Source organism: Streptomyces sp. NPDC096013, assembly GCF_044763565.1.
Lineage (GTDB): Bacteria > Actinomycetota > Actinomycetes > Streptomycetales > Streptomycetaceae > Streptomyces.
Genome location: NZ_JBIWGK010000002.1, coordinates 313,688 through 336,768, shown reverse-complemented (window position 1 = coordinate 336,768; position 23,081 = coordinate 313,688). Strand labels below are relative to the sequence as shown.

Sequence of the window (23,081 nt, the reverse complement as noted above, 5' to 3'; positions counted from 1 at the left end):
TGCGGTTCGGCGACGCCCCGAAGGGGCGCGGGGAACTGCGCGACCAGCCACGACGGCGCCAAGGACGACGGACGACGTCTCCCTGCACTTCCCGCGGAGCGCCTAGGCGCCGGCCATCTCGGTATCACAGGCGTGAACTCCTTGCGATTACGGCTCAGTTCGGGTCCGACCCCGGCGAGACCGTATCGCCGACGCAAGGGTTGCAGCAAGAGTCATGAAAGGCATGGAAAGAACTTCCAGCAAACGGCGCCGGGAAAAGTCTTCCGCCTCTTCCGCGAACAAAACCGCCGTGGCACGCATCGAACCTTGTGTACGGCACAGAAGGACGGGTGCGGGCCGCAGACCACGGTCCGCGGAGCAGGAGTGGGGATCATGACCGTGAACGAAATCCGGAACACCACCGACCGGGCCGCCACCGCCGAGCACCGGCGGCGCGCCGGCCGCAGGATCGGGCGCGCGGTCGTCGGGCTGGGCGCCGCCGTCGGCCTCGGGCTCGTGGGCTGGGCGGGGACCGCGAACGCCGCGACCTCCGGCGCCACCGCGAAGGCGACGCCGACCTGCTCGGCCGCCGCGCTGAAGGCGACCTACGGTCAGCAGCTCGGCGGGGGGATGAACCACGAGGGTGTCGTCATACGGCTGCGCAACCTCAGCGGGAAGACCTGCGCGCTGCGCGGCTACCCGGGCCTGGGCCTGGAGAACTCCGCGCACAGGAAGCTGACGACGCACACCACGTGGGGCAACACCTGGTACGCGCACAACCCCGGCAAGAAGACCCTCATCCTCAAGGACGGCGAGAGCGCCGAGGCCGTCGTCGCCTGGACCCACGCCAACACCGGCACCTCGGGCGCGACGCACGCCGCGTTCCTGGAGATCACCCCGCCCGCCTCCACTCAGCACAAGACGCTGGCCTTCCCGCAGTGGGTCGACCACGGCGACCTCTCCGTGACGGCCCTGGCGAAGCACATCACCGTCACCCCCTGATCCCACGGGCCGGACGGCGGCGGTGCGTCCCCCCGCCCCGCCGCCGTCCAACGCGGCGATCAGCAGCTCGACTTGCCCGCGTAGATCGCCAGCGCCGTGTTGGAGCCCAGGGTCGCCGTGAACTGGCCGCCGGAGTTCACGGTCACCGAGGTGTTGTTCTGCACGTTGCAGTACGTGCCCGCGGCGAGCGACGTCTGGTAGGTCTGCGTCAGCGAGTACGTCTCGTGGTTGATGGCGACATAGCCCTTGCTGCCGCGGCCGAACGCGATCGCGTCGTTGCCGTCGTCCCACCAGTTGGTGAGGGACTGGCCGCTGGTCGCGTTGCGGAAGGCGACCATGGACTTGATCTCGGGCCAGGCGTGCTGGCACTTCCAGCCGTCCTGCCAACAGGCCGTCACCGCGCCGTTGTTGGGCGGTCCGGCGTCCGCGTCCGACCACTCGTAGCCGGAGTTGATGTCCGGGGCGCCATAGGGGTAGGCGAGCATGAAGACGTTGGCCAGCGTGTAGTTGGCGCCGTCCTTGTAGTTGAGGGTCGAGCCGTTGCGCTCGGTGTCGTGGTTGTCCACGAAGACCGCCGCGACCGAGCTGTTCATGTACCCCCAGCCCTCACCGTAGTTCTTCAGGTAGGCGAGGTTCTCGTTGTTGAAGACCCGCTTGAGGTCGTAGGCGTAGCGGAACTCCTGGACGTCGCCGTTGCCGGTGTACTCGGTGGGCTGGACCGCCTCGCCGGCGCCGTAGATGACCTCCTGCTTCCAGTACGCGGAGGGGTTCGTCAGGCGGGACTTGATGTTCGCGAGGTCGGTCGCCGGGATGTGCTTGGCCGCGTCGATGCGGAAGCCGTCGGCGCCGTAGCCGAGGAGGCTGTTCATGTAGCCGGCGATCGTGGCGCGGACGTACTCCTCGCCGGTGTCCAGGTCGGCCAGCCCGACCAGTTCGCAGTTCTGGACGTTGGCGCGGTTGGTGTAGTCGCTGACCGTCGCCGTGCAGTCGTCCATGTCGTACGAGGAGTACAGGCCGGGGTAGTTGTACTTCGTGTACGACGAGCCGCCGGTGCCGGTGCCGCTGCCCGCCGACATGTGGTTGATGACCGTGTCGACGACGACCTTCACGCCCGCCGCGTGACACGTGCTGATCATGTTCTTGAAGGCGGTCGCGTCGCCGAGCCGCCCGGCGATTTTGTAGCTCACCGGCTGGTACGACGTCCACCACTGCGAGCCCTGTATGTGCTCGGCGGGCGGGGAGACCTGGACGTAGCCGTAACCGGCCGGGCCGAGGGTGTTGGTGCACTCCTTGGCGACCGAGGCGAAGTTCCACTCGAAGAGGACGGCGGTGACGTCCTTGGAGCCGGGCGGGGAGGCGTGCGCGGTGCCGGGCACCAGGAGGGCCGTCGCGGCGGCGAGGGCGAAGGCGCCCGCAAGTGATCTGCTGTTGGCCATGTGGGGATTCCTTCTCCGTTGAAGGTCCTTGAAGATTCTTGCTGAAAGACAGTGGAAACCTTGCGGTCGCCCAGATGTTAAGGGCCCGCCGCCCAAAAGGGCAGCGGGCCGTGTGAAGTTGCTGCAAGAACTTCCCGTGGCGCAACGGCAGTTACGGGGTGGTGGTCCACCACACCGTCGTGTCGGCGGGCAGCTTCGCCTCGCCGTCCGTCTCGGTCACCTCACCGCTGGCGAGCAGGAGACGGCCGTACGCCGGGGTCGTCACCGACTCCCCGCTCGTGTTCGCGACACACACGAACTCCCCGCGCCGGAAGGCGAGTACGCCCTGCGGGGCCCGCAGCCACTCCACCGAGTCGCCCGCGCCGAGGTCCGGCTGGGTGCGGCGGGCGGCGAGCGCGGCCCGGTACAGCTCCAGCGTCGAACCGGCCGCCCCGGTCTGCGCCTCGATGCTCAGCTCGCCCCAGCCGTCCGGCTGCGGCAGCCAGCTCCCGCCGCTGCCGAAGCCGTACGACGATCCGTCACGCGTCCACGGGATCGGCACCCGGCACCCGTCCCGGAAGCCGTCCTGGCCGGCGCCCCTGAAGTAGGCGGGGTCCTGGCGGACTTCGTCCGGGAGGTCGACGACGTCGGGCAGGCCGAGCTCCTCGCCCTGGTAGATGTACGCCGAGCCGGGCAGCGCCAGCATCAGCAGGGTCGCGGCGCGGGCCCGGCGCAGGCCCAGCTCGCGGTCCCCCGCGGTGCGGATCTGGGTGCCGAGGCCGGGCGGGTTGGCGAACCGGGTGGCGTGCCGGGTGACGTCGTGGTTGGAGAGGACCCAGGTGGCGGGGGCGCCGACCGGGCGCATGGCCTCCAGGGTGCGGTCGACGACCGTACGCAGTTCCTCGGCGTCCCACTCGGTCGACAGGTACTGGAAGTTGAAGGCCTGGTGGAGTTCGTCCGGGCGGACGTAGTTGGCCGTCCGCTCCACCGTGGGCGTCCATGCCTCCGCCACGAAGATGCGCTCGCCCGCGTACTCGTCCAGGACGGTGCGCCACTGGCGGTAGACGTCGTGGACGCCGTCCTGGTCGAAGAACGGCATGACATCGTTGCCCAGCAGCTTGAGCTGATCGTGCGAGCCGAGGTCGGGCAGGCCCGCCGCCTTCACCAGGCCGTGGGCCACGTCGATGCGGAAGCCGTCGACGCCGATGTCCAGCCAGAAGCGGAGGATCGAGCGGAACTCGTCGCCCACCGCCGGGTGTTCCCAGTTGAAGTCGGGCTGCTCGGGGGCGAAGAGGTGCAGGTACCACTCCCCCGCCGAGCCATCCGGTTCGGTGACGCGGGTCCAGGCCGGGCCGCCGAAGATGGACTCCCAGTCGTTGGGCGGGAGTTCGCCGTGCTCGCCCTTGCCGGGGCGGAAGTGGTAGCGCTCCCGCAGCGGTGAGCCGGGGCCCTCCCTCAACGCCCGCTTGAACCAGTCGTGTTGGTCCGAGGAGTGGTTGGGGACGAGGTCGACGATGATACGCAGGCCGAGTCCGTGGGCGTCGCGGATCAGCGCGTCGGCGTCGAGCAGGTTGCCGAACATCGGGTCCACGGCGCGGTAGTCGGCGACGTCGTAGCCGGCGTCCGCCTGCGGGGAGGCGTAGAACGGGCTGAGCCAGACGGCGTCGATGCCGAGGTCGCGCAGGTACGGGAGCCGGGCGCGTACGCCTTCCAGGTCGCCCATGCCGTCGCCGTTGCTGTCGGCGAAGCTGCGGGGGTAGACCTGGTAGATCACGGCGTCTCTCCACCAGTCGCCGCGCTTGGCTTTGGCGGGGGACTGTGCCGGGGCGATGACGGAGTGCTGCTGGGTCATGGCGTCCTTGGTGCGTGACGGGGTTCTGGGCGGGGGTGGTTGGAGACGAGGCGGCCGTGGTGTCAGCGGGGTCGGATGGACACCACGGCCGCCTCGGGTATTGGGGGTTTGGGGGCTCCGCCCCCAAAGGGGCGCGGGGAACTGCGCGGCCAGCCACGACAGCGCGGCAGACAACGACGAACCCGGCAGTCAGCCCTTCGTGCCACCTGCCGTGAGCCCGGTGACGAGGTTCTTCTGTACGAGATAGAAGAACGCCGCGACCGGTATCGCGATCAGTACCGCGGTCGCGGCCATCAGGTTCCGCTGCGCGTCGTGCTCGCTGACGAAGGTCTGCAATCCGACCGCGAAGGTGTACTTCGTGTCGGACAGCATGAAGGTCGAGGCGAACGCGACCTCGCCGAAGGCCGTGAGGAAGCTGTAGAACGCGGCGACCGCGAGGCCCGGCTTGGCGAGCGGCAGGATCAGGCGCGCGAACGTGCCGAAGGGGTTGAGCCCGTCGACGCGTCCCGCCTCGTCGATCTCGAACGGGATCGTGTCGAAGTAGCCCTTGAGCAGCCAGGCGCAATACGGCACCGCCGTCGAGCAGTAGACGAGGATGAGACCAAGGTAGCTGTCGATGAGCTGGAGATCGGCCAGAATCTGGTACATCGGCACGATGAGTACCGCTATCGGGAACATCTGGGTAACCAGCAGCACCCACATGAACTTCCGGTACCCGGGGAACCGCATGCGCGAGACGGCGTATCCGGTGGTCGCGGCGATCGTGACGCCGATGACCGTGGTGCCCAGCGAGACGATCAGCGAACTCTTCAGCCAGTCGAAGAACTCGGTGTGCTGGAGCACGAACGAGTAGTTGCCGAACGTCATCTTCTTCCAGATGCCGGCCGGGTGGAGGTAGTCGTCCGAGTCCGGGCCGAGGGAGAGGAAGACCAGCCAGGCGATCGGGAAGAGCGCGATCAGGCTCGCGACGATCAGGACGCCGTGCGAGGCGAGGGTGCCGGAGCGGCTCAACTCGCCCCGTCGGCGGGTCCGTTGCGGTGGTGTCGTGGTGCTCATGGGGACTCCTGCCTCAGATCGCGAGCTGTTGGTCATTGCGGTTCAGCCAGCGGCGGTAGAAGGAGGTGAAGACGACCAGGATGGCCAGCAGCAGGATGCCGTAGGCGGCCGACTGGGCGAATTCGCGCGGCTGTTGGCCGAAGCCGAGGAAGTACGACCAGGTGACGAGGATCTGGGCGTCGGGTGCGGTGTTGCCGAACAGCAGGAAGATCACGGCGAATTGGTTGAAGGTCCAGATCACGCCGAGGAGGACGACGGTGGAGCTGACCGACCGCAGGCCCGGCAGGGTGACGTAGCGGAAGCGCTGCCAGGGGCTCGCGCCGTCCATCTCGGCGGCCTCGTAGAGCGAGGTGTCGATGGACTGGAGGCCGCCGAGCAGGGAGACCATCATGAACGGCACCCCGCACCAGGTGTTGACCATGATGGCGGCGAACCGCTGCCAGAACGTGCTCTCCAGCCAGTCGGGCTGGGGCAGATGCAGGCTGTGCAGCGCGGAGTTGATGATGCCGCCGTCGGCGAGCATGAAGCGCCAGCCGAAGACCGTCACGAAGGTGGGGACGGCCCAGGGCAGGATCAGGATCAGCCGGTAGAACGTGCGGGCGCGCAGCTTCTGGTTGAGCAGCAGGGCGAGCGCGAGGCCCACCGTGTAGTGGAGGGCCACGCAGAGCGCGGTCCAGACGATCGTCCAGATGAAGTGCGACCAGAAGCGGTCGTACGACGTCGGGCCGAACAGGATGTCCTTGTAGTTGTCGAGCCCGATGAACTTGTAGGTGGCGTCGATGTGGTTGACGCCGATCGTGCGCGCGGTGTTCAGGCTGTTGGCGTCGGTGAGCGTCAGGTAGAGGCCGTACACCAGGGGGTAGAGCACGAGGACGCCGAGCACGACGACCACGGGGATGATCATCGCGTACGCGTACCAGTGCTTCTGGTAGCCGTTCCTGAGGCGCCTGCCCGGTCCGGGACGGGGTGCGCGGTCACCGTGGCGCTTGCCGGTCGCGCGGTCGATGGCGACTGTCATGGTTCGTTCGACACCTTCTGGAAGTTCAAGCGGGCACGGCGGGTTCGAGGGCTGCGGCAACGCGGGCCGATGGCCGTCGGACCCGTCCCCCGGGCTGTCGCACGGGGGTTCCCCCGCTCGGGCGGAGCCCGGAGCGGGGGAGGAACCGACGGCCGTGCGGGGCTACTTGCTGAAGTCCGGGACCAGCTTGGCGATCGCCAGCTCGGCGTTGCTCAGACCCTTGTCGAGGGACTCCTTGCCACCGGCGACCTTGGGCAGTTCGGTGTCCAACGGGCCCCACAGGGAGCTGTATTCGGCGAGCGCCGGACGCGGCTGGGCGGCGCCGAGGACACTCTGGAAGCCGGCGATGCCCGGGTCGGACTTCACGGCGGCGGTGTAGGCGTCGTCGCGGGTCGGCAGCGTCGAGTTCTTCAGCGCGATCGTCGACTGGGAGGCCGCGGAGGTCATGAAGTTGACGAACTTCAGGGCCGCCTTCTGGTGCGCGGCGTCCGAGCCGGCGTACACCGAGAGGTTGTGACCGCCGGTCGGAGCACCGGACTTGCCGGTGGAGCCGGCCGGGATCGTGGCGATGCCGAGGTTCGACTTGTCCGTGAACGCCGAGCCCTTGTAGAAGTTCGTGATCTCCCACGGGCCCTGGATGATCGCGGCGACCTTGCCGTTGACGAACGCGTCCTGGATGTGGGCGTAGGCGTCCGCGGTGGTGTCGGCCTTGTGCAGGCCGGTGCCGGAGAAGAGGCTCAGCCAGGTGCCGTAGGCCTTCTTCGCGGCGGCGGAGTTCACGGTGATCTTCTTCGCGGAGGCGTCGACGGTGTCGGTGCCCTCGCCGTAGAGGAAGGTCTGCGCGTAGTAGGCCTGGGTGGAGCCCCAGTAGCCGTCGACCTTCGCCTTGGCCTTGACCTTCGCGGCGTCGGCCTTCAGCTCGTCCCAGGTGGCGGGCGGCTGGGTGATGCCGGCCTGCTTGAAGAGGGCCTTGTTGTAGACGAGCGCGAGGGTGTCGGTGACCAGCGGCACGCCGTAGGTCTTGCCCTCGTACTGGGCCTGCGTGACCAGGTTCGACTTGAACTTCGCCTGGTCCGCGAGGGCTTCGGTGCCGTCGAGCGGCAGGAAGTAGCCCTTCTTCGCGAAGGCGGGGGTCCAGCCGACCTCCGAACGCAGCACGTCCGGGGCGCCCTTGGAGCCGGCGGCGGTGTCGAACTTGTTCTGCGCCTGGTCGAAGGGCACGTTGACGTACTTGACCTTGATGTTCTTGTTGGCCGCCTGGAACTTGGCGACCAGGGCCTTGTACGTGGGTGCCTCATTGGTGGCGTTGGAGGTGTCCCACCAGGTGATGGTGACCGGCCCGTCCGACTTGCCGCTGTCACTGTCACTGCCGCCGCAGGCCGTCGCCGCGAGGGCGAGGGACGCCACCAGCGCGGTGGCCGCTATGCCACGCCGCATGAGTTCTCCTTGAGGGTGAAAGCCCGTGTGATGCAGGGGGCGGGCCCGTCCGCCGCCCCTGCGACTCACCGGCTGCGCCTTCGCGGCCGCCGGGCGTCGCCGAACGTAACAGCGATGTAAGCGTTGCGAAAGTCCTTGCTGCAAAAAACTGCAAGAAGGACCGAGAGTTACCCGTCCGTGACCTCTCCTCGATCCCGTCGAAACCCATGGCTGGTGCGGCTGAGCGGGCAAGGGGACACTTGTGCAAGACTCTGCAAGCTCTTGCCGCATGCCGTACGCCGTACGCCGACCAGAACACGAGGGATCGCGATGACGCAGCAACCCGCAGCGCGCCGACGGCCGGTACAGTCCACTCCCGTGACCACACGGCTTGCCGACATCGCCGCCCAGGCGGGGGTGAGCGAAGCGACCGTCAGCCGCGTCCTCAACGGCAAGCCGGGCGTCGCCGCCACCACCCGTCAGTCCGTCCTCGCCGCCCTCGACGTGCTCGGCTACGAACGTCCGGTACGGCTGCGACAGCGCAGCGAGGGCCTGGTGGGCCTGATAACACCGGAGTTGGAGAACCCGATATTCCCCGCCCTGGCGCAGGTCATCGGGCAGGCGCTGACCCGGCAGGGCTACACCCCGGTGCTCGCCACACAGACCCCGGGCGGCTCCACGGAGGACGAGTTGACCGAGATGCTCGTCGACCGCGGGGTCGCCGGCATCATCTTCGTCTCCGGCCTGCACGCGGACACCTCGGCGGACATGCAGCGCTACGAGCAACTCCGGGCGCAGGGCGTGCCGTTCGTCCTCGTGGACGGCTTCTCGCCGAAGGTGCAGGCGCCGTTCATCTCCCCCGACGACCGCGCCGCGATGACCCTCGCGGTCACCCACCTCGTCTCGCTCGGCCACACGCACATCGGACTGGCGCTGGGGCCGAAGCGGTTCGTCCCCGTACAACGCAAGATCGAGGGCTTCGTCCGCGCGATGCAGGACCAACTGGCCCTGACCGCCGAGGACGTGGAGACCCGGCTCGTGCAGCACTCGCTGTACACGCTGGAGGGCGGCCAGGCCGCGGCGGCGGCGCTGATGGACCGCGACTGCACGGCCGTGGTGTGCGCGAGCGACATGATGGCGCTCGGTGCGATACGGGCGGCCCGGCAGCGGGGGCTCGACGTACCCAAGGACGTCTCGGTGGTCGGCTTCGACGACTCGCCGCTGATCGCGTTCACCGACCCACCGCTGACGACGATCCGCAAGCCGGTCCCCGCGATGGGACAGGCCGCGGTGCGCACGTTGCTGGAGGAGATCGGCGGGACGCCTGCCCCGCACAGCGAATTCGTGTTCATGCCGGAGCTGGTGGTGCGCGGGTCCACGGCGTCGGCCCCTGGGGACCGGAATCGTCTCTGAGGGGGAGAAATCGTGGCGGTGTCCAGTGCGCTGGTAGGAGTCCGGGGACTCTTCCCGTCGTAGAACATGCGAGTCGGACCCGACCAAGGGATGATCGGTCGCGGAAGCCTTTTCTGGCAGACTTCATGTCTATGGGTGAGACCACCGTGACGACATTGGAAGGCCGTGAAGAAGCCGTTCCGAGCCCCGTCGCGGACGCCGCGGGGCAGAGTTTCCTGCGCCGGTTGCGGACTCCGCGCCGGCCCCGGCTGTGGTTCGAGATCCTGCTGATCGCGGTGAGTTACTTGACGTACTCACGGATCCGCAACGCGGTGCCGGAGCAGCGCTCCGAGGCACTGCGGAACGCCGACTGGATCTGGCGCGTCGAGAACGATCTCGGCATCGCCGTCGAGCAGTCGGTCAACCACGCCGTGAACTCGGTGACTTGGCTGATCGTCGGCATGAACTACTACTACGCCACGCTGCACTTCGTGGTGACGCTCGGTGTCCTGGTGTGGCTGTACCGCAGCCATCCGGGCCGGTACGCGGCGACCCGCCTCGTCCTCTTCGCGACGACGGCCGTGGCCCTGGTCGGCTACTACTTCTTCCCGCTGGCACCGCCCCGGCTCATGAACGGCGGCCACTTCGTCGACACCGTCATGGTCCACCAGACCTGGGGTTCGATGGCGTCCGGCGACCTGAAACACATGTCGAACCAGTACGCCGCGATGCCGTCCATGCACATCGGCTGGTCCCTGTGGTGCGGCCTGACGATCTTCGCCCTGGCGAAACTCCCATGGGTCCGCGTCCTCGGCCTGCTCTACCCTGCCGTGACCCTGATGGTGATCGTCTCCACGGCCAACCACTTCTGGCTCGACGCGGTGGGCGGCATGCTCTGCCTGACCTTCGGCTTCCTGGTCTCCCGGCTCTGGTACGGCGCGTTTCCGTATGCCCTGCCGCGGCTGGCTCCGCCTAGGCGCCGGGAGGGGCAGTCGTCCGGGTGCGACACCGTCGTGGCTGGTCGCGCAGTTCCCCGCGCCCCTTTGGGTCGCCAGGGCGCGCCCTTTTCAGGGGCGCGGGGAACTGCGCGACCGGCCCCCACCGACCGGCACCCGAAAACGCACCCCTCGAAGCCCCCGCGGAGCGATCACGCCCCGTAGAACAACACGTCCACCACACCACGGGCCCGGCGCGTGATCCGCCGATAGTCGTCCAGCATGTCCCCCACATGCCCCGGCCCATACCCCAAGTACCTTCCCACCGCGGCGAGTTCACGCGGATCGGACGGAAACGTATCGCCCGCCCGCCCCCGCACGAGCATCACCGCATTACGAACCCGCGTGGCCAACACCCACGCCTCGTCCAACGTCTCCGCGTCCTCACCGGAGATGAGCTCGGCCGCACAGGCCGCCGCGAGCGCCGCCCGCGTGCGCGTGGTGCGCAACCCCGGCTCGGCCCACCCGTGCTGCAACTGCATCAACTGCACGGTCCACTCGACGTCGGAGAGCCCCCCACGCCCCAGCTTGGTGTGCAGAGTCGGGTCGGCCCCGCGGGGCAGCCGCTCGGACTCCATACGAGCCTTGAGCCGCCGGATCTCCCGCACGGCGTCGTCGCCGAGCCCCTCCACCGGATACCGCAGAGGATCGATCAGCTCGATGAACCGCTCGCCCAACTCCCCGTCCCCGGCGACAGGTTCGGCCCGCAGCAGCGCCTGCGACTCCCACACCAGCGACCACCGGCGGTAGTACGCCTCGTAGGACTTCAACGACCGTACGAGCGGCCCCGACTTGCCCTCCGGCCGGAGATCCGCGTCGATCAGCAGCGGCGGATCGGAACTGGCGACCTGGAGCCGCCGCCGCATCTCGGAGACGACCTTGTTGGCGGCCTCGGATGCCTCCCGCTCGGCGACACCCTCACGGGGTTCGTGCACGAACAGGACGTCCGCGTCGGAGCCGTAGCCCAGTTCGTGGCCGCCGAAGCGGCCCATGCCGATGACGGCGAAGCGGGTGGGAAGGGTGTCGCCCCAGCCCTCGCGGACGACGGCGCGCAGTGTGCCGGCGAGGGTCGCCGCGGTGAGGTCGGAGATGGCTCCGCCGACCCGGTCGACGAGGGCGCCCTGGTCCGCCTCGACGGGCTGGGTCTCGGTGCCGTAGGAGCCGACGATGTCGAAGGCGGCCGTACGGAAGAGTTCGCGGCGGCGGACGCCGCGGGCGAAGGTGACCGCCTGACCGGCGCCGTCGGCGCGGCCGACCGCGGCGAGTATCTCCTGTTCCAGGTGGGGGCGGTCACGGGGTTCGAGGCCGCTGCCGCCGTCGGTGTCGCCGAGCAGGGCGACCGCTTCGGGGGCGCGCATGAGGAGGTCGGGGGCGAGCCGGCCGGCGGACAGGACGCGGGCGAGGTTCTCGGCGGCGGCGCCCTCGTCCCTCAACAGCCGCAGGTACCACGGGGTCTTGCCGAGCGCGTCGGACACCTTGCGGAAGTTGAGGAGGCCCGCGTCCGGGTCGGCGGAGTCCGCGAACCAGCCCAACAGGACGGGCAGCAGGGTGCGTTGGATGGCGGCCTTGCGGGAGACGCCGGAGGCGAGGGCCTCCAGGTGGCGCAGGGCGGCGGCCGGGTCGACGTAACCGAGGGCGACCAGCCGTTCGCGTGCCGCCTCGGGGCTCAACCTGGTCTCGCCCGGGGCGAGCTGGGCGACCGCGTCGAGCAGCGGGCGGTAGAAGAGCTTCTCGTGCAGCCGTCGTACGACACTCGCGTGCCGCTTCCACTCGCGGTTCAGCTCGGTCACCGGGTCGGTGCGCAGGCCCATCGAGCGGCCCAGGCGGCGCTGGTCGGCCTCCTCGACGGGGACGAGGTGGGTGCGGCGCAGGCGGTAGAGCTGGATGCGGTGTTCCATCGTGCGCAGGAAGCGGTAGGCGTCGTCGAGGCGGCAGGCGTCCTCGCGGCCGACGTAGCCGCCGGCGGCGAGTGCCTCCAGGGCGACGAGGGTGGTGCCGCTGCGCAGCGAGGTGTCGGCGCGGCCGTGCACCAACTGAAGCAGCTGGACGGCGAATTCGACGTCCCGCAGGCCGCCGGGGGCGAGCTTGAGTTCGCGGTCGATCTCGGCGGCGGGGATGTTCTCGACGACGCGGCGGCGCATCTTCTGCACGTCGGCGACGAAGTTCTCGCGCTCGGCGGCCTTCCACACGAGGGGTTCGAGCGCGTCGACGTACTCGCGGCCGAGCGCCAGGTCGCCGGCCACCGGGCGGGCCTTCAGCAGCGCCTGGAACTCCCAGGTCTTCGCCCAGCGTTGGTAGTACGCCAGGTGGCTGGCGAGGGTGCGGACCAGCGGGCCGTTGCGGCCCTCGGGGCGCAGGTTGGCGTCGACGGGCCAGATCGAGCCCTCGACGGTGGTCTCGGAGCAGATCCGCATCATGTGCGCGGCGAGCTTGGTGGCGGCGCGGAGCGCCTTGCCCTCGTCGGCGTCGTCGACGGCCTCGCCGACGAAGATGACGTCGACGTCGGAGATGTAGTTCAGCTCATGGCCACCGCACTTGCCCATCGCGATCACCGCGAGCCGGCACAGCGCGGCGTCGTCGGGTTCGGCGGCGCTCGCGATGGCGAGGGCGGAGCGCAGGGTGGCGGTGGCGAGGTCGGCGAGTTCGGCGGCGGTCTGCGCGAGGTCGGTGGTGCCGCACACGTCACGGGCGGCGATGGAGAGCAGGCAGCGGCGGTAGGCGACGCGGAGGGCGACCGGGTCGGTGGCCTCGGCGAGCCCGCGCTCGAACTCCTCCACCCCGGGATGGAGGTCACGCGGCTCGTACATCACGAGGGCGTGCCAGTCGAGCGGGTGCCGGGCGAGGTGGTCGCCCAGGGCGGCGGAGGCGCCGAGCACCCCGAGCAGCCGGTCGCGCAGCGGCTTCGCCGCGATCAGGGTGTCCAGCAGCTCGCCGCTGGGGGTGTCCTCGGGCTGCGCCTCCAGCAGCCGTACCAGACCCTGAAGGGCCAGGTCGGGGTCGGCGGTGGCGCCCAGGGCCTCCAGCAGGACCGGGTCGTTCCTTATCGGCGCCAGCTCCGCGCTCTCCAGAAGCCGCTCGGCCGCCGAGGGATCGGTGAAGCCGTGCCGCAGCAGTCGCGTGAAGGTACTGCTTCTGCGCCCCGGCGCCGTCATCCTCGGCCTCCTCGGATCTGGGTCGTGTGGATCAGGGTCGTACGGATCTGGCTGCTGCGGAGGTCGTAGGGGATCGCGGAGGTCGTAGGGGATCTAGGTCGTCACGTCCCGAGCCTAACCGCAGGTGCGGGCGGTGGCGCCGGGGTGTGCGGCGATGAGTTCCCGAGGAGTACGGGGTCTACCCAGGGAGAGCACCCGGGATTCAAGGAGCAGACGATGACCGACAGGGAACCCCGCACCCGTCTCGACCCCCGCTACAGCGACCCGACGGCCACCGCGACCGACTGGGCCACGGCAAAGGCGCGGCTCGCGGCGGCCGAACAGTTCTGGATCTCGACGGTACGGCCGGACGGGCGGCCGCATGTGACGCCGCTGCCCGCGGTGTGGTCGGCCGGGGCGCTGCACTTCTGCACCGGTCCCGAGGAGCGCAAGGCCCGCAACCTCGACGGCAACCCGCACGTCGTGCTGACGACCGGCACGAGCACCTGGGACCAGGGGTACGACCTGGTCGTCGAGGGTGCGGCGGCGCGGGTCACGGACGAGGAGCGGCTGCGGGAGCTGGCCGCCGCGTGGGAGGCGAAGTACGGCAGTTTCTGGCGTTTCGACGTGCGGGACGAGGCCTTTCATCATGGTTCCGGGTACGCGTACGTCTTCGCCGTGGCGCCCCGCACGGTGTTCGGTTTCGGCAAGGGGGAGCCGTTCAGCCAGACGCGGTGGCGATTCGGGTGACGCGCCTGACGGCTGTGCGGGCGGGATGCCGGGGCGGCCTGCGCGGGAGTGGTTCGCGACCCGCGGGGGCGGCTCGGGGCGAGCGGGATGAGTTCACCACTTCTTCATCCGCCGGGTTGGGAGCGGTGGGTCGCGGGCATTTTGGCGTGTGCATGCTCTGTTCGCACCGCCACCCACGTCATCCCCTCACCCGGAGGTAGAAGTGTCCGGCAGTGAAGAAGTGTCCGGCGGCTCCGGCCGTTCCGCGTACCGCCGCAGCCGCGCCGTCGTGGCGTCCGCGCTCGCCTTCTCGGCCGCCGCCGTCGGTGTCTGGACCGGCTTCGGCAACGCCTCGACCGCGCACGCCGCGACCGGGGTGCCGACCCCGGACCACGTGGTCGTGGTGGTGATGGAGAACCACGCCTACAGCCAGGTCATCGGCTCCTCCAGTGCCCCCTACATCAACTCGCTGGCCACCGGGGGCGCCGCCCTCACCCAGTCGTACGGGATCACCCACCCGAGCCAGCCGAACTACTTCGCGCTGTTCTCCGGCTCCACCCAGGGCATCACCAGCGACAGTTGCTACACGGCCGGCTTCTCCTCGGCCGCGAACCTCGCCTCCGAGGTGACGGCGGCCGGCGGCACCTGGGCGAGCTACAACGAGACGCTGCCGAGCCAGGGTTCGACGACGTGCAGCAGTGGCAACTACGCGCGCAAGCACAACCCGTGGTTCGGCTTCTCCAACGTCGCGACCTCGACCGCGAAGACATTCGCGCAGTTCCCGACGGACTACACGACGCTCCCCGACATCTCCTTCGTCACCCCCAACCTGTGCAGCGACATGCACGACTGCTCGGTGGCGACGGGTGACACCTGGCTGAAGAACAACATCGGCGCGTACGCGACCTGGGCCAAGACCCACAACAGCCTGCTCGTCGTCACCTTCGACGAGGACAACCTGCTCAGCGGCAACCGCATCCCGACGGTCCTCTACGGCCAGCCGGTGAAGGCGGGTTCGACGTCGTCGACCACGTACAACCACTACAACCTGCTGCGGACCCTGGAGGACTCCCAGGGCCTGTCCGCCCACGCGGGCAACGCGGCCTCGGCCGCCGACATCACCGGCGTCTGGGCGTCCTGAGATGTACGTGGCGGACAGCCGCGCCAACGCCGATCCGAGTGCCGCGGGCACGCGGGGCAGTACGGGTGTCACGGATGCCGCGGACGCCCCAAGTGCCGCGGCTGATACGGGTATTGCGGGCACCCGGGATGCTCCGGGTACCACGGCCCGGGTGTCCGCCGCGATCGCCCCCACGGTCTTCGCCCTCGGCGCGGTCAGCCTGATCACCGACGTGTCGTCCGAGATGGTGACCGCGGTCCTCCCGCTGTACCTGGTGACGGGCCTCGGCCTGTCACCGCTCGGCTTCGGTCTCCTGGACGGCATCTACAACGGCTTCTCGGCGCTCGTCCGGCTGGCCGGCGGCCACCTCGCCGACCGGGGCGGCGGCCGGCACAAGTGGATCGCGGGCCTCGGCTACGGCGTCTCGGCCCTGTGCAAACCCCTCCTCCTGCTCGCCCACACCCTCACCCCCATCGGCCTGATCCTCGCCGCCGACCGCACGGGCAAGGGCCTGCGCACGGCCCCGCGCGACGCGCTGATCTCCCTGTCCTCCACCCCGGAGAACCGGGGCCGTGCCTTCGGCGTGCACCGCGCGATGGACACGGCGGGCGCGCTGCTCGGCCCGCTGGTCGCGTTCCTGATCCTCCGGGCGACGGTGGACGGGTACGACGCGGTGTTCACGGTGAGCTTCTGCGTGGCGGTGATCGGGGTCCTGGTGCTGGTGCTGTTCGTGCCGGGATCGTCGTCGACTACCGCGCCCCGCACAGAGAAAGCCGTACGGGAGAGGGCCGTGGAGGACGAGAGGGGCGGGGACGAGAGGGGCGTAGGCGCGAGGACCGTAGGCGGGAAGGCCGTAGACGAGAAGACCGCAGACGGGAAGGCCGTACGCCCGACCCTCCGCGCCGCCTTCGCCCTCCTCGCCCGGCGCGACCTGCGCCGTGTCACCGTCTGCGCGCTTCTCCTCGGCCTGGCGACGGTCAGCGACTCCTTCGTCTACCTGCTGCTGCAACGGCGGCTCGGTGTCCCCGACCGCTGGTTCGCGCTGCTGCCGCTGGGCACGGCGGCGGCGTTCCTGCTGCTGGCCGTGCCGCTGGGCCGGTTCGCGGACCGGGTCGGCCGCTGGCGCGTGTTCCTCGGCGGCCACGGCGCACTGCTCACGGCGTACGCCTTGCTGCTGACGTCCTGGCACGGCACGGCCCTCCCCTACGCCGTCCTCCTCCTGCACGGCGCCTTCTACGCGGCGACCGACGGCGTGCTGATGGCGGTGGCCTCGGAGAGCGTGCCGGAGCGACTGCGGTCGTCGGGGCTCGCGTTGGTGCAGACGGGGCAGGCGGCGGCGCGGTTCGTGTGCTCGCTGGGGTTCGGCGCGGCGTGGACGCTGTGGGGCGACCGTACGGCGCTGACGGCGTCGGCGGTGGCGCTCGCGGTCTGCGCGGTGTTCGCGTTCACACTCCGTCCGGGCCGACCAGTTCTGGAGCCTGCCTCATGACCCTGCGCAACCGCCTCCTGGTCCTCCTCGCCGCCGTGGCCGCACTCGCCGCAGTGGCCACGGCGTCGGTCCTGCACGCGTCGGCCCGTGCCGAGCGCAGGAACGAGACCCAGCCCGGCGGCCCGCGCATCACCGCGGGCCGGGTCAGCCTGACGGCACCCGGCACGATGGTGTTCCGCAACATGGCCTGGGGCCCGCACCGCGACGAGCTCACCACCGTCCCGGCCGCGACCCCGGCCGGCCCCCGCACCGCCTCGGGCCTCAAGTGCCTCCGCTTCTACGCCGCTTCGGGCACCGGCGTCTGCCTCCAGGCGGTCCACGGCACGGTCACGGACACGTACCGCGCGCTGATCCTGGACGCCCGTCTCAAGGAGACGGCCCGCTACGACGTCCCCGGCATCCCCTCCCGTGCCCGGGTATCCCCTACGGGTCACTTCGCCGCGTGGACGGCGTTCGTGGGCGGCGACTCGTACGCCGGGACGAACTTCTCGACGCGGGCGGCGATCGTGGACACGCGGACGGGGAAGCTGATCCCGACGCTGGAGTCGTTCCGGATCGTCAAGGACGGCCACGTCTACCACGGCGCCGACGTCAACTTCTGGGGCGTGACCTTCTCGGCGGACGACCGCACGTTCTACGCGACGCTGGCGACGAAGGGCAGCACCTACCTGGTGCGCGGCGACCTGCGCAGCCGTACGGTCACCACGCTCCACACCAACGTCGAGTGCCCGTCCCTCTCCCCCGACGGCACCCGCATCGCGTTCAAGAAGCGCGTCAAGGGCCTCCCGAAGGACGCGCCCTGGCACCTCTACGTCCTCGACCTCCGCACGATGCGCGAGACACCGCTGGCGGAGTCCAGAAGCGTGGACGACCAGGCCGTATGGCGCGACGACCGGACGATCGTCTACGCCCTGCCCGGGGACTACGGCGCGGACCTCTACAGCGTCCCGGCGAACGGCACGGGCAGGGCCCGGCTGCTCAGCGGCGCGGCGGTCTCCCCGGCGTACGTGCGGTAGCGGAACCGCCGCCGCGTACAGGGGCCGGCGTCCCCGCCATCGAGCCGACGGCCCCGGCCGGGAAGCCGGTCACCGATCGGATCGCCGTCCGGGCCACGCCGGGCGAGGAGCTGACCGGTGCCCGCCCCGCGCGACCGTCACCGCCACACCGACGGCCCCCGGCCACCGCACCGGACACCGGCACGGTGGTCCGGGCAGCCCGCTCCAGCGCCGCGAGCTGCCCAGGGGCCGGTGATCCGCGCGGCCCGGCTACAGCACCGGCAGGTTCTTCCGCAGCTCGAAGGCCGTGACCTCGCTGCGGTACTCCTCCCACTCGCTCTTCTTGTTGCGCAGGAAGAAGTCGAAGACGTGCTCGCCCAGGGTCTCGGCGACGAGGTCGCTGCGCTCCATGAGGGTGAGGGCCTCGCCCAGGTTCTGGGGCAGGGGCTCGATGCCCATCGCGCGGCGCTCGGCGTCGGAGAGGGCCCAGACGTCGTCCTCGGCGCCCGGGGGGAGTTCGTAGCCTTCCTCGATGCCCTTCAGGCCGGCGGCGAGGAGGAGGGCGTAGGCCAGGTACGGGTTCGCGCCCGAGTCCAGGGAGCGGACCTCGACGCGCGCGGAGCCGGTCTTGCCGGGCTTGTACATCGGGACGCGGACCAGGGCGCTGCGGTTGTTGTGGCCCCAGCAGATGTACGAGGGGGCCTCGCCGCCGGCGCCGGCGGTGCGCTCGGAGCCGCCCCAGATGCGCTTGTAGGAGTTGACCCACTGGTTGGTGACCGCGGAGATCTCCGCCGCGTGCTTGAGCAGGCCCGCGATGAAGGAGCGGCCGACCTTGGAGAGCTGGTACTCGGAGCCGGACTCGTAGAACGCGTTCCGGTCGCCCTCGAAGAGGGAGAGGTGGGTGTGCATGCCCGAGCCGGGGTGCTCCGAGAACGGCTTCGGCATGAACGTCGCCTGGACGCCCTGCTCCAGCGCCACCTGCTTCATGACCAGGCGGAACGTCATGATGTTGTCCGCCGTCGAGAGTGCGTCGGCGTACCGGAGGTCGATCTCCTGCTGGCCGGGGGCGCCCTCGTGGTGGGAGAACTCGACCGAGATGCCCATCGACTCCAGCATGGTGATCGCCTGGCGGCGGAAGTCCATGCCCACGTTCTGCGGGGTGTGGTCGAAGTAGCCGGAGTTGTCGGCGGGCGTCGGGCGCGAGCCGTCCAGGGGGCGGTCCTTCAGGAGGAAGAACTCGATCTCCGGGTGGGTGTAGAAGGTGAAGCCCAGGTCGGAGGTCTTGGCGAGGGCGCGCTTGAGGACGTAGCGCGGGTCCGCGAAGGACGGGGAGCCGTCCGGCATGAGGATGTCGCAGAACATGCGGGCCGTGCCGGGGGCCTCCGCGCGCCACGGCAGGACCTGGAAGGTCGAGGGGTCCGGCTTGGCGATCATGTCGGACTCGTAGACCCGGGCGAAGCCCTCGATCGCGGAGCCGTCGAAGCCGATGCCCTCGTCGAAGGCCTGTTCCAGCTCGGCGGGGGCCACGGCGACGGACTTGAGGAAGCCCAGCACGTCCGTGAACCACAGCCGTACGAACCGGATGTCGCGCTCCTCCAACGTCCGGAGCACGAACTCCTGCTGCTTGTCCATCTTCCGCTTCCCCATCCTTGCTGGTCAGGCCGCCTGTCCTCGTACCGCAGGAGGCGGTCGGGCACCTGAGCATCCCACCACAACACCATTTCGTGCGCGTTGCCGACCATGATCGACCGGCTGTCCTCGGGCTGAACGGCTCGCGTACGGCAGGTGTCCCGCGCTGTTGCCCGTCTTCTGACCATCTTGCCTGCTCGGACTGACATTCGTAATGCCTGGTCCGGGGGTGACCCGGGTCTTCCCCGGACTTTGCTGTGGGTCCCCTACGGGAACCTCTTCCTCACCACTACGATCAGCAGGGCCCGACCTCCCTGTCCCTTCCCCCAAAAGGACACATACCTCATGGGTTCCGCCAAGAACACCGGCACCGCGGCACGCAAGGCCCGCATCGAGGAGATGCGGCGTGCCGAGCAGGCCCGCGAGCGGCGCGGCCGGATCGTGAAGATCGCGGCGAGCACGGTGGTCGCCGCCGGTCTCGTCGTCGGCGGTGTCGCCGTCGTGCACGCGCAGTCCGGCAAGGACAAGGGCAGCTCAGCGAGCGACTCCAAGAGCGGCGGTTCGGGCCACTTCGTCGTCGGCGCGGACGGCGTGAGCACGTGGAAGGGGACGCTGGGCCGCACCCACGTCTCCGGCACGGTGAACTACCCGATGCACCCTCCGGTGGGCGGCAACCACAACCCGGTCTGGCTGAACTGCAACGGGAACGTCTACACGAAGGCCGTCAAGGACGAGAACGCGGTGCACGCGCTGGAGCACGGCGCGGTCTGGGTGACGTACACCTCGAAGGCCCCGGCGGCCGACGTGAAGGCGCTGGCGGCGAAGGTGAAGCAGACGCCGTACTCGCTGATGAGTCCGTACGAGAACCAGAAGGCGCCGATCATGCTGTCGGCGTGGGGGCACCAGCGGACGGTGAAGAGCGCGAGCGACCCGGACGTGAACACGTTCTTCTCGAAGTTCGTGCAGGGCAGCCAGACGCCCGAGCCGGGTGCCTCGTGCACCGGCGGGACGATGTGACGTGAGGGCGTACATCGGGTGGGTCGCGGGTGCCGCGGCCGCCGTGCTGGTCGCGGCCGGCGCGATCACGTACGCCGTCGCCGAGGACGGCAGCGGCGGCGGGTCGGGCAACTCCGCCGTCCCGGCGGCGAATTCGGCGGACGCCGGGTTCGCGCGGGACATGGCGGTCCACCACCAGCAGGCCGTCGAGATGTCGTACATCGTGCGGGACCGTACGAAGAACGTGGAGGTGCGGCGGCTCGCGTACGACATCGCGCAGACGCAGGCCAACCAACGGGGCATGCTGCTGGGCTGGTTGGACCTGTGGGGGCTGCCGAAGGTGTCGGCGGATCCGCCGATGACCTGGATGGGCATGGGGGACATGGCGTCCGGGAAGGACGGCGCGCTGATGCCGGGGATGGCGACCAACTCCGAGCTGACGAAGCTGGGTTCGCTGAGCGGCAGGCCCGCCGAGGTGTTCTTCCTTCAGCTGATGACGGACCATCACAAGGGTGGCATCCACATGGCGCAGGGTTGTGTGGACAAGTGCCGCGTGGGCGTGGAGAAGCGGCTCGCGCAGGGGATGGTCGACGCGCAGCAGTCGGAGATCCAGTTGATGGCCGACATGCTCAAGGAGCGTGGCGCAAAAGCACGTCCGTAAAGCATCCCCGGATGTTCGTTACCTGCCCGTAAGGAAAAAAGCCCCCAATTCGCCCTGGATGAAGGTTCCTTGGGCTTCTCTTGACTTTTGCGTTCCCCTGGCATGAACGGTTCATCGAAAGAGTGGCCCCCATCGCGTGATCCCTTCACGGAACCTCCCCGCCGCAGGTTGCGTACGGATCGCCGACGACCGACCACTCCATGCGTCGAACCGCATAGCAGGGGGTTTTATGAGATCCAATCGCGCCACCATGCGCGCCGGCGTGAGCATGGCAGCGACACTGCCCATGATCGCCGGTGCCCTGGCGCTCGGCATACCCGCGGCGCACGCCGTGGGCACCCCGGGCCGGGACACACTCGTGGGCACCAAGCCCGCGTGGGCCACGGCCAAGGCGGACAAGGGAGCGACCTCCGACAGCTCCCAGGTCTCCGCGCGGGTCTATCTCGCCGGCCGCAACGCATCCGGCCTCGCGGCGTACGCCAAGTCCGTCTCGGACCCGAGCTCGGCCCTGTACGGCAAGTACCTGAGCGCCGCTCAGGTACAGCAGCGCTTCGGCGCCACGACGGCCCAGGTGACCGCCGTCAAGTCCTGGCTGAAGTCCGCCGGGCTGAAGGTCACCGGCACCACCCAGCACTACGTCACGGTCTCCGGTGACGTGGCCGCGGTCGAGAAGGCGTTCAGCACCTCGCTGCACAACTACTCGAAGGGCTCGAAGACCTACCGCGCCCCGTCGAAGACGGCCTCCGCGCCGAACAGCCTCAACGGTGCCGTCCTGACCGTCACCGGTCTCGACAACGCGCCGCACACGGCGAAGCACGACGACACGCTGCCGCCGCCGGACTCCGTGTTCAGGAACTCGGGCCCGTTCTCGTCGTTCTTCGGCTCGAACACGGCGACCACCCTGCCGTCCGCCTACGGCAAGAAGATCCCGTACGCGATCCAGGGCTACACCGGCAAGCAGCTGCGTGCGGCCTACGGCGCGGGCAAGTACACGGGCAAGGGGGTGCGGGTCGCGATCACCGACGCGTACGCCTCCCCGACGATCGCCTACGACGGGGCCACGTACGCGAAGGCCCACGGCGACGCGAAGTACACCACCAGCACGCTCAGGCAGGTGCTGCCGTCGCAGTACACCAAGACCGAGGAATGCGGTGCGGCCGGCTGGTACGGCGAGGAGACCCTCGACGTCGAGGCCGTGCACGCGGTGGCGCCGGACGCGAACATCACGTACGTGGGTGCCGCGTCCTGCTACGACGACGATCTGCTCGACTCGCTCAGCAAGGTCGTCGACAACCACCTGGCCGACATCGTCTCCAACTCGTGGGGCGACATCGAGGCCAACCAGACCCCGGACCTCGCGGCCGCCTACGACCAGGTGTTCCAGCTGGGCGCGGTCGAGGGCATCGGCTTCTACTTCTCCTCCGGTGACAACGGCGACGAGGTCGCCAACACCGGTACGAAGCAGGTCGACACCCCGGCCAACTCGGCGTGGGTGACGGCGGTCGGCGGTACCTCGCTGGCGGTCGGCAAGGGCGACACGTACCTGTGGGAGACCGGCTGGGGCACCGAGAAGGCCTCGCTGTCGGCCGACGGCAAGAGCTGGACCAACTTCCCCGGCGCCTTCACCTCGGGCGCGGGCGGCGGCACCAGCAAGACGGTGGCCGAGCCCTTCTACCAGAAGGGTGTCGTCCCGAAGGCGCTCGCCACGGCCAACAGCGCCACCGGCAACCGCGTCGTCCCGGACATCTCGGCGATCGCCGACCCGAACACCGGATTCAAGGTCGGCCAGACGCAGACCTTCCCCGACGGGTCGCAGCAGTACAGCGAGTACCGGATCGGCGGCACCTCGCTCGCCTCCCCGGTGATCGCGGCGGTCCAGGCCCTGGCCCAGGAAGCCAACGGCGGCAAGGCGATCGGTTTCGCCAACCCGTCGATCTACGCCAAGTACGGCACGAAGGTCTACCACGACGTGACCGACAACCCGACGGGCTCCGGCCTGGCGGTGGCGCGCGTCGACTTCGCCAACAGCTTCGACGCCTCCGACGGCCTGCTGACCTCGGTCCGCAGCCTCGGCAAGGACAGCTCGCTGTCCGCGGTGAAGGGCTACGACGACGTCACCGGCGTGGGCACGCCCGCGAACGGCTACGTCCAGTCGTACAGCCGCCCGCAGGGTCACCACTGATCCGGCGGCGGTAGCGAGCAGTCA

Annotated in this window: 17 protein-coding genes; 10 read left to right on the top strand and 7 right to left on the bottom strand. The window is 69.6% G+C overall.

Features of this window, described 5'->3' with window-relative positions; all coding sequences use genetic code 11:
* Nucleotides 1–372 precede the first annotated feature (372 nt).
* The gene (locus ACIRB1_RS08995; RefSeq protein ID WP_403465098.1) at nt 373–981 is read left to right on the top strand and encodes a DUF4232 domain-containing protein; all 609 of its coding nucleotides are present in this window, start codon (nt 373–375) and stop codon (nt 979–981) included.
* A gap of 59 nt (nt 982–1,040) precedes the next feature.
* Here ACIRB1_RS08995 and ACIRB1_RS08990 read toward each other — a convergent pair whose 3' ends face one another.
* From ACIRB1_RS08990 to ACIRB1_RS08970, 5 genes are all read right to left on the bottom strand, one after another.
* A complete protein-coding gene (locus ACIRB1_RS08990) occupies nt 1,041–2,417 on the bottom strand; it encodes an alpha-amylase family protein (RefSeq protein ID WP_352183551.1) in 1,377 nt (458 codons plus the stop codon).
* A gap of 151 nt (nt 2,418–2,568) precedes the next feature.
* Nucleotides 2,569–4,248, bottom strand: a complete 1,680-nt coding sequence (locus tag ACIRB1_RS08985; protein ID WP_403465097.1) for a glycoside hydrolase family 13 protein — start codon at nt 4,246–4,248, stop codon at nt 2,569–2,571.
* Nucleotides 4,249–4,437: 189 nt separating this feature from the next.
* The gene (locus ACIRB1_RS08980) at nt 4,438–5,304 is read right to left on the bottom strand and encodes an ABC transporter permease subunit (protein WP_328831845.1); all 867 of its coding nucleotides are present in this window, start codon (nt 5,302–5,304) and stop codon (nt 4,438–4,440) included.
* 13 nt (nt 5,305–5,317) lie between these two features.
* Entirely contained in the window at nt 5,318–6,322 is a 1,005-nt protein-coding gene (locus tag ACIRB1_RS08975) for a sugar ABC transporter permease (protein WP_352183549.1), read from the bottom strand.
* Nucleotides 6,323–6,484: 162 nt separating this feature from the next.
* On the bottom strand, nt 6,485–7,759 hold the full coding sequence (locus ACIRB1_RS08970) for an extracellular solute-binding protein (RefSeq protein WP_352183548.1): 1,275 nt from the start codon (nt 7,757–7,759) through the stop codon (nt 6,485–6,487).
* A 357-nt stretch (nt 7,760–8,116) separates the two neighbouring features.
* On the opposite strand from ACIRB1_RS08970, the gene ACIRB1_RS08965 reads away from it, so the two are divergent.
* Nucleotides 8,117–9,151, top strand: a complete 1,035-nt coding sequence (locus ACIRB1_RS08965) for a LacI family DNA-binding transcriptional regulator (RefSeq protein WP_403465096.1) — start codon at nt 8,117–8,119, stop codon at nt 9,149–9,151.
* Between the two features lie 131 nt (nt 9,152–9,282).
* Entirely contained in the window at nt 9,283–10,290 is a 1,008-nt protein-coding gene (locus tag ACIRB1_RS08960) for a phosphatase PAP2 family protein (RefSeq protein ID WP_403465095.1), read from the top strand.
* Here ACIRB1_RS08960 and ACIRB1_RS08955 read toward each other — a convergent pair.
* Nucleotides 10,278–13,277: a bifunctional [glutamine synthetase] adenylyltransferase/[glutamine synthetase]-adenylyl-L-tyrosine phosphorylase gene (locus tag ACIRB1_RS08955; protein ID WP_403465094.1), complete on the bottom strand. Its 3,000-nt coding sequence runs from the start codon at nt 13,275–13,277 to the stop codon at nt 10,278–10,280. The genes ACIRB1_RS08960 and ACIRB1_RS08955 overlap by 13 nt on opposite strands.
* Nucleotides 13,278–13,493: 216 nt before the next feature.
* Between ACIRB1_RS08955 and ACIRB1_RS08950 the strand changes: the two genes are divergently transcribed.
* The 4 genes from ACIRB1_RS08950 to ACIRB1_RS08935 all read left to right on the top strand — a co-directional run bounded on the left by ACIRB1_RS08950 (nt 13,494) and on the right by ACIRB1_RS08935 (nt 17,610).
* Nucleotides 13,494–14,006 (top strand): pyridoxamine 5'-phosphate oxidase family protein, encoded by a 513-nt coding sequence (locus ACIRB1_RS08950; RefSeq protein WP_403465093.1) that lies wholly within the window; start codon nt 13,494–13,496, stop codon nt 14,004–14,006.
* Between the two features lie 202 nt (nt 14,007–14,208).
* A complete protein-coding gene (locus ACIRB1_RS08945) occupies nt 14,209–15,126 on the top strand; it encodes an alkaline phosphatase family protein (RefSeq protein ID WP_403465092.1) in 918 nt (305 codons plus the stop codon).
* Between the two features lies 1 nt (nt 15,127).
* Entirely contained in the window at nt 15,128–16,594 is a 1,467-nt protein-coding gene (locus ACIRB1_RS08940) for an MFS transporter (protein ID WP_403465091.1), read from the top strand.
* A complete protein-coding gene (locus ACIRB1_RS08935; RefSeq protein WP_403465090.1) occupies nt 16,591–17,610 on the top strand; it encodes a TolB family protein in 1,020 nt (339 codons plus the stop codon). The genes ACIRB1_RS08940 and ACIRB1_RS08935 overlap by 4 nt, the downstream gene beginning before the upstream one ends.
* A 249-nt stretch (nt 17,611–17,859) precedes the next feature.
* On the opposite strand, the gene glnA is transcribed toward ACIRB1_RS08935, so the two are convergent.
* Nucleotides 17,860–19,221 (bottom strand): type I glutamate--ammonia ligase, encoded by a 1,362-nt coding sequence (gene glnA, locus ACIRB1_RS08930; RefSeq protein ID WP_352183541.1) that lies wholly within the window; start codon nt 19,219–19,221, stop codon nt 17,860–17,862.
* Nucleotides 19,222–19,563: 342 nt separating this feature from the next.
* Between glnA and ACIRB1_RS08925 the strand changes: the two genes are divergently transcribed.
* From ACIRB1_RS08925 to ACIRB1_RS08915, 3 genes are all read left to right on the top strand, one after another.
* Nucleotides 19,564–20,235, top strand: a complete 672-nt coding sequence (locus tag ACIRB1_RS08925) for a DUF3105 domain-containing protein (protein ID WP_403465089.1) — start codon at nt 19,564–19,566, stop codon at nt 20,233–20,235.
* A gap of 1 nt (nt 20,236) precedes the next feature.
* Entirely contained in the window at nt 20,237–20,875 is a 639-nt protein-coding gene (locus tag ACIRB1_RS08920) for a DUF305 domain-containing protein (protein WP_403465088.1), read from the top strand.
* A gap of 268 nt (nt 20,876–21,143) precedes the next feature.
* Nucleotides 21,144–23,057, top strand: coding sequence for a protease pro-enzyme activation domain-containing protein (locus tag ACIRB1_RS08915; RefSeq protein WP_403465376.1), 1,914 nt, complete (start codon nt 21,144–21,146; stop codon nt 23,055–23,057).
* Nucleotides 23,058–23,081 lie beyond the last annotated feature (24 nt).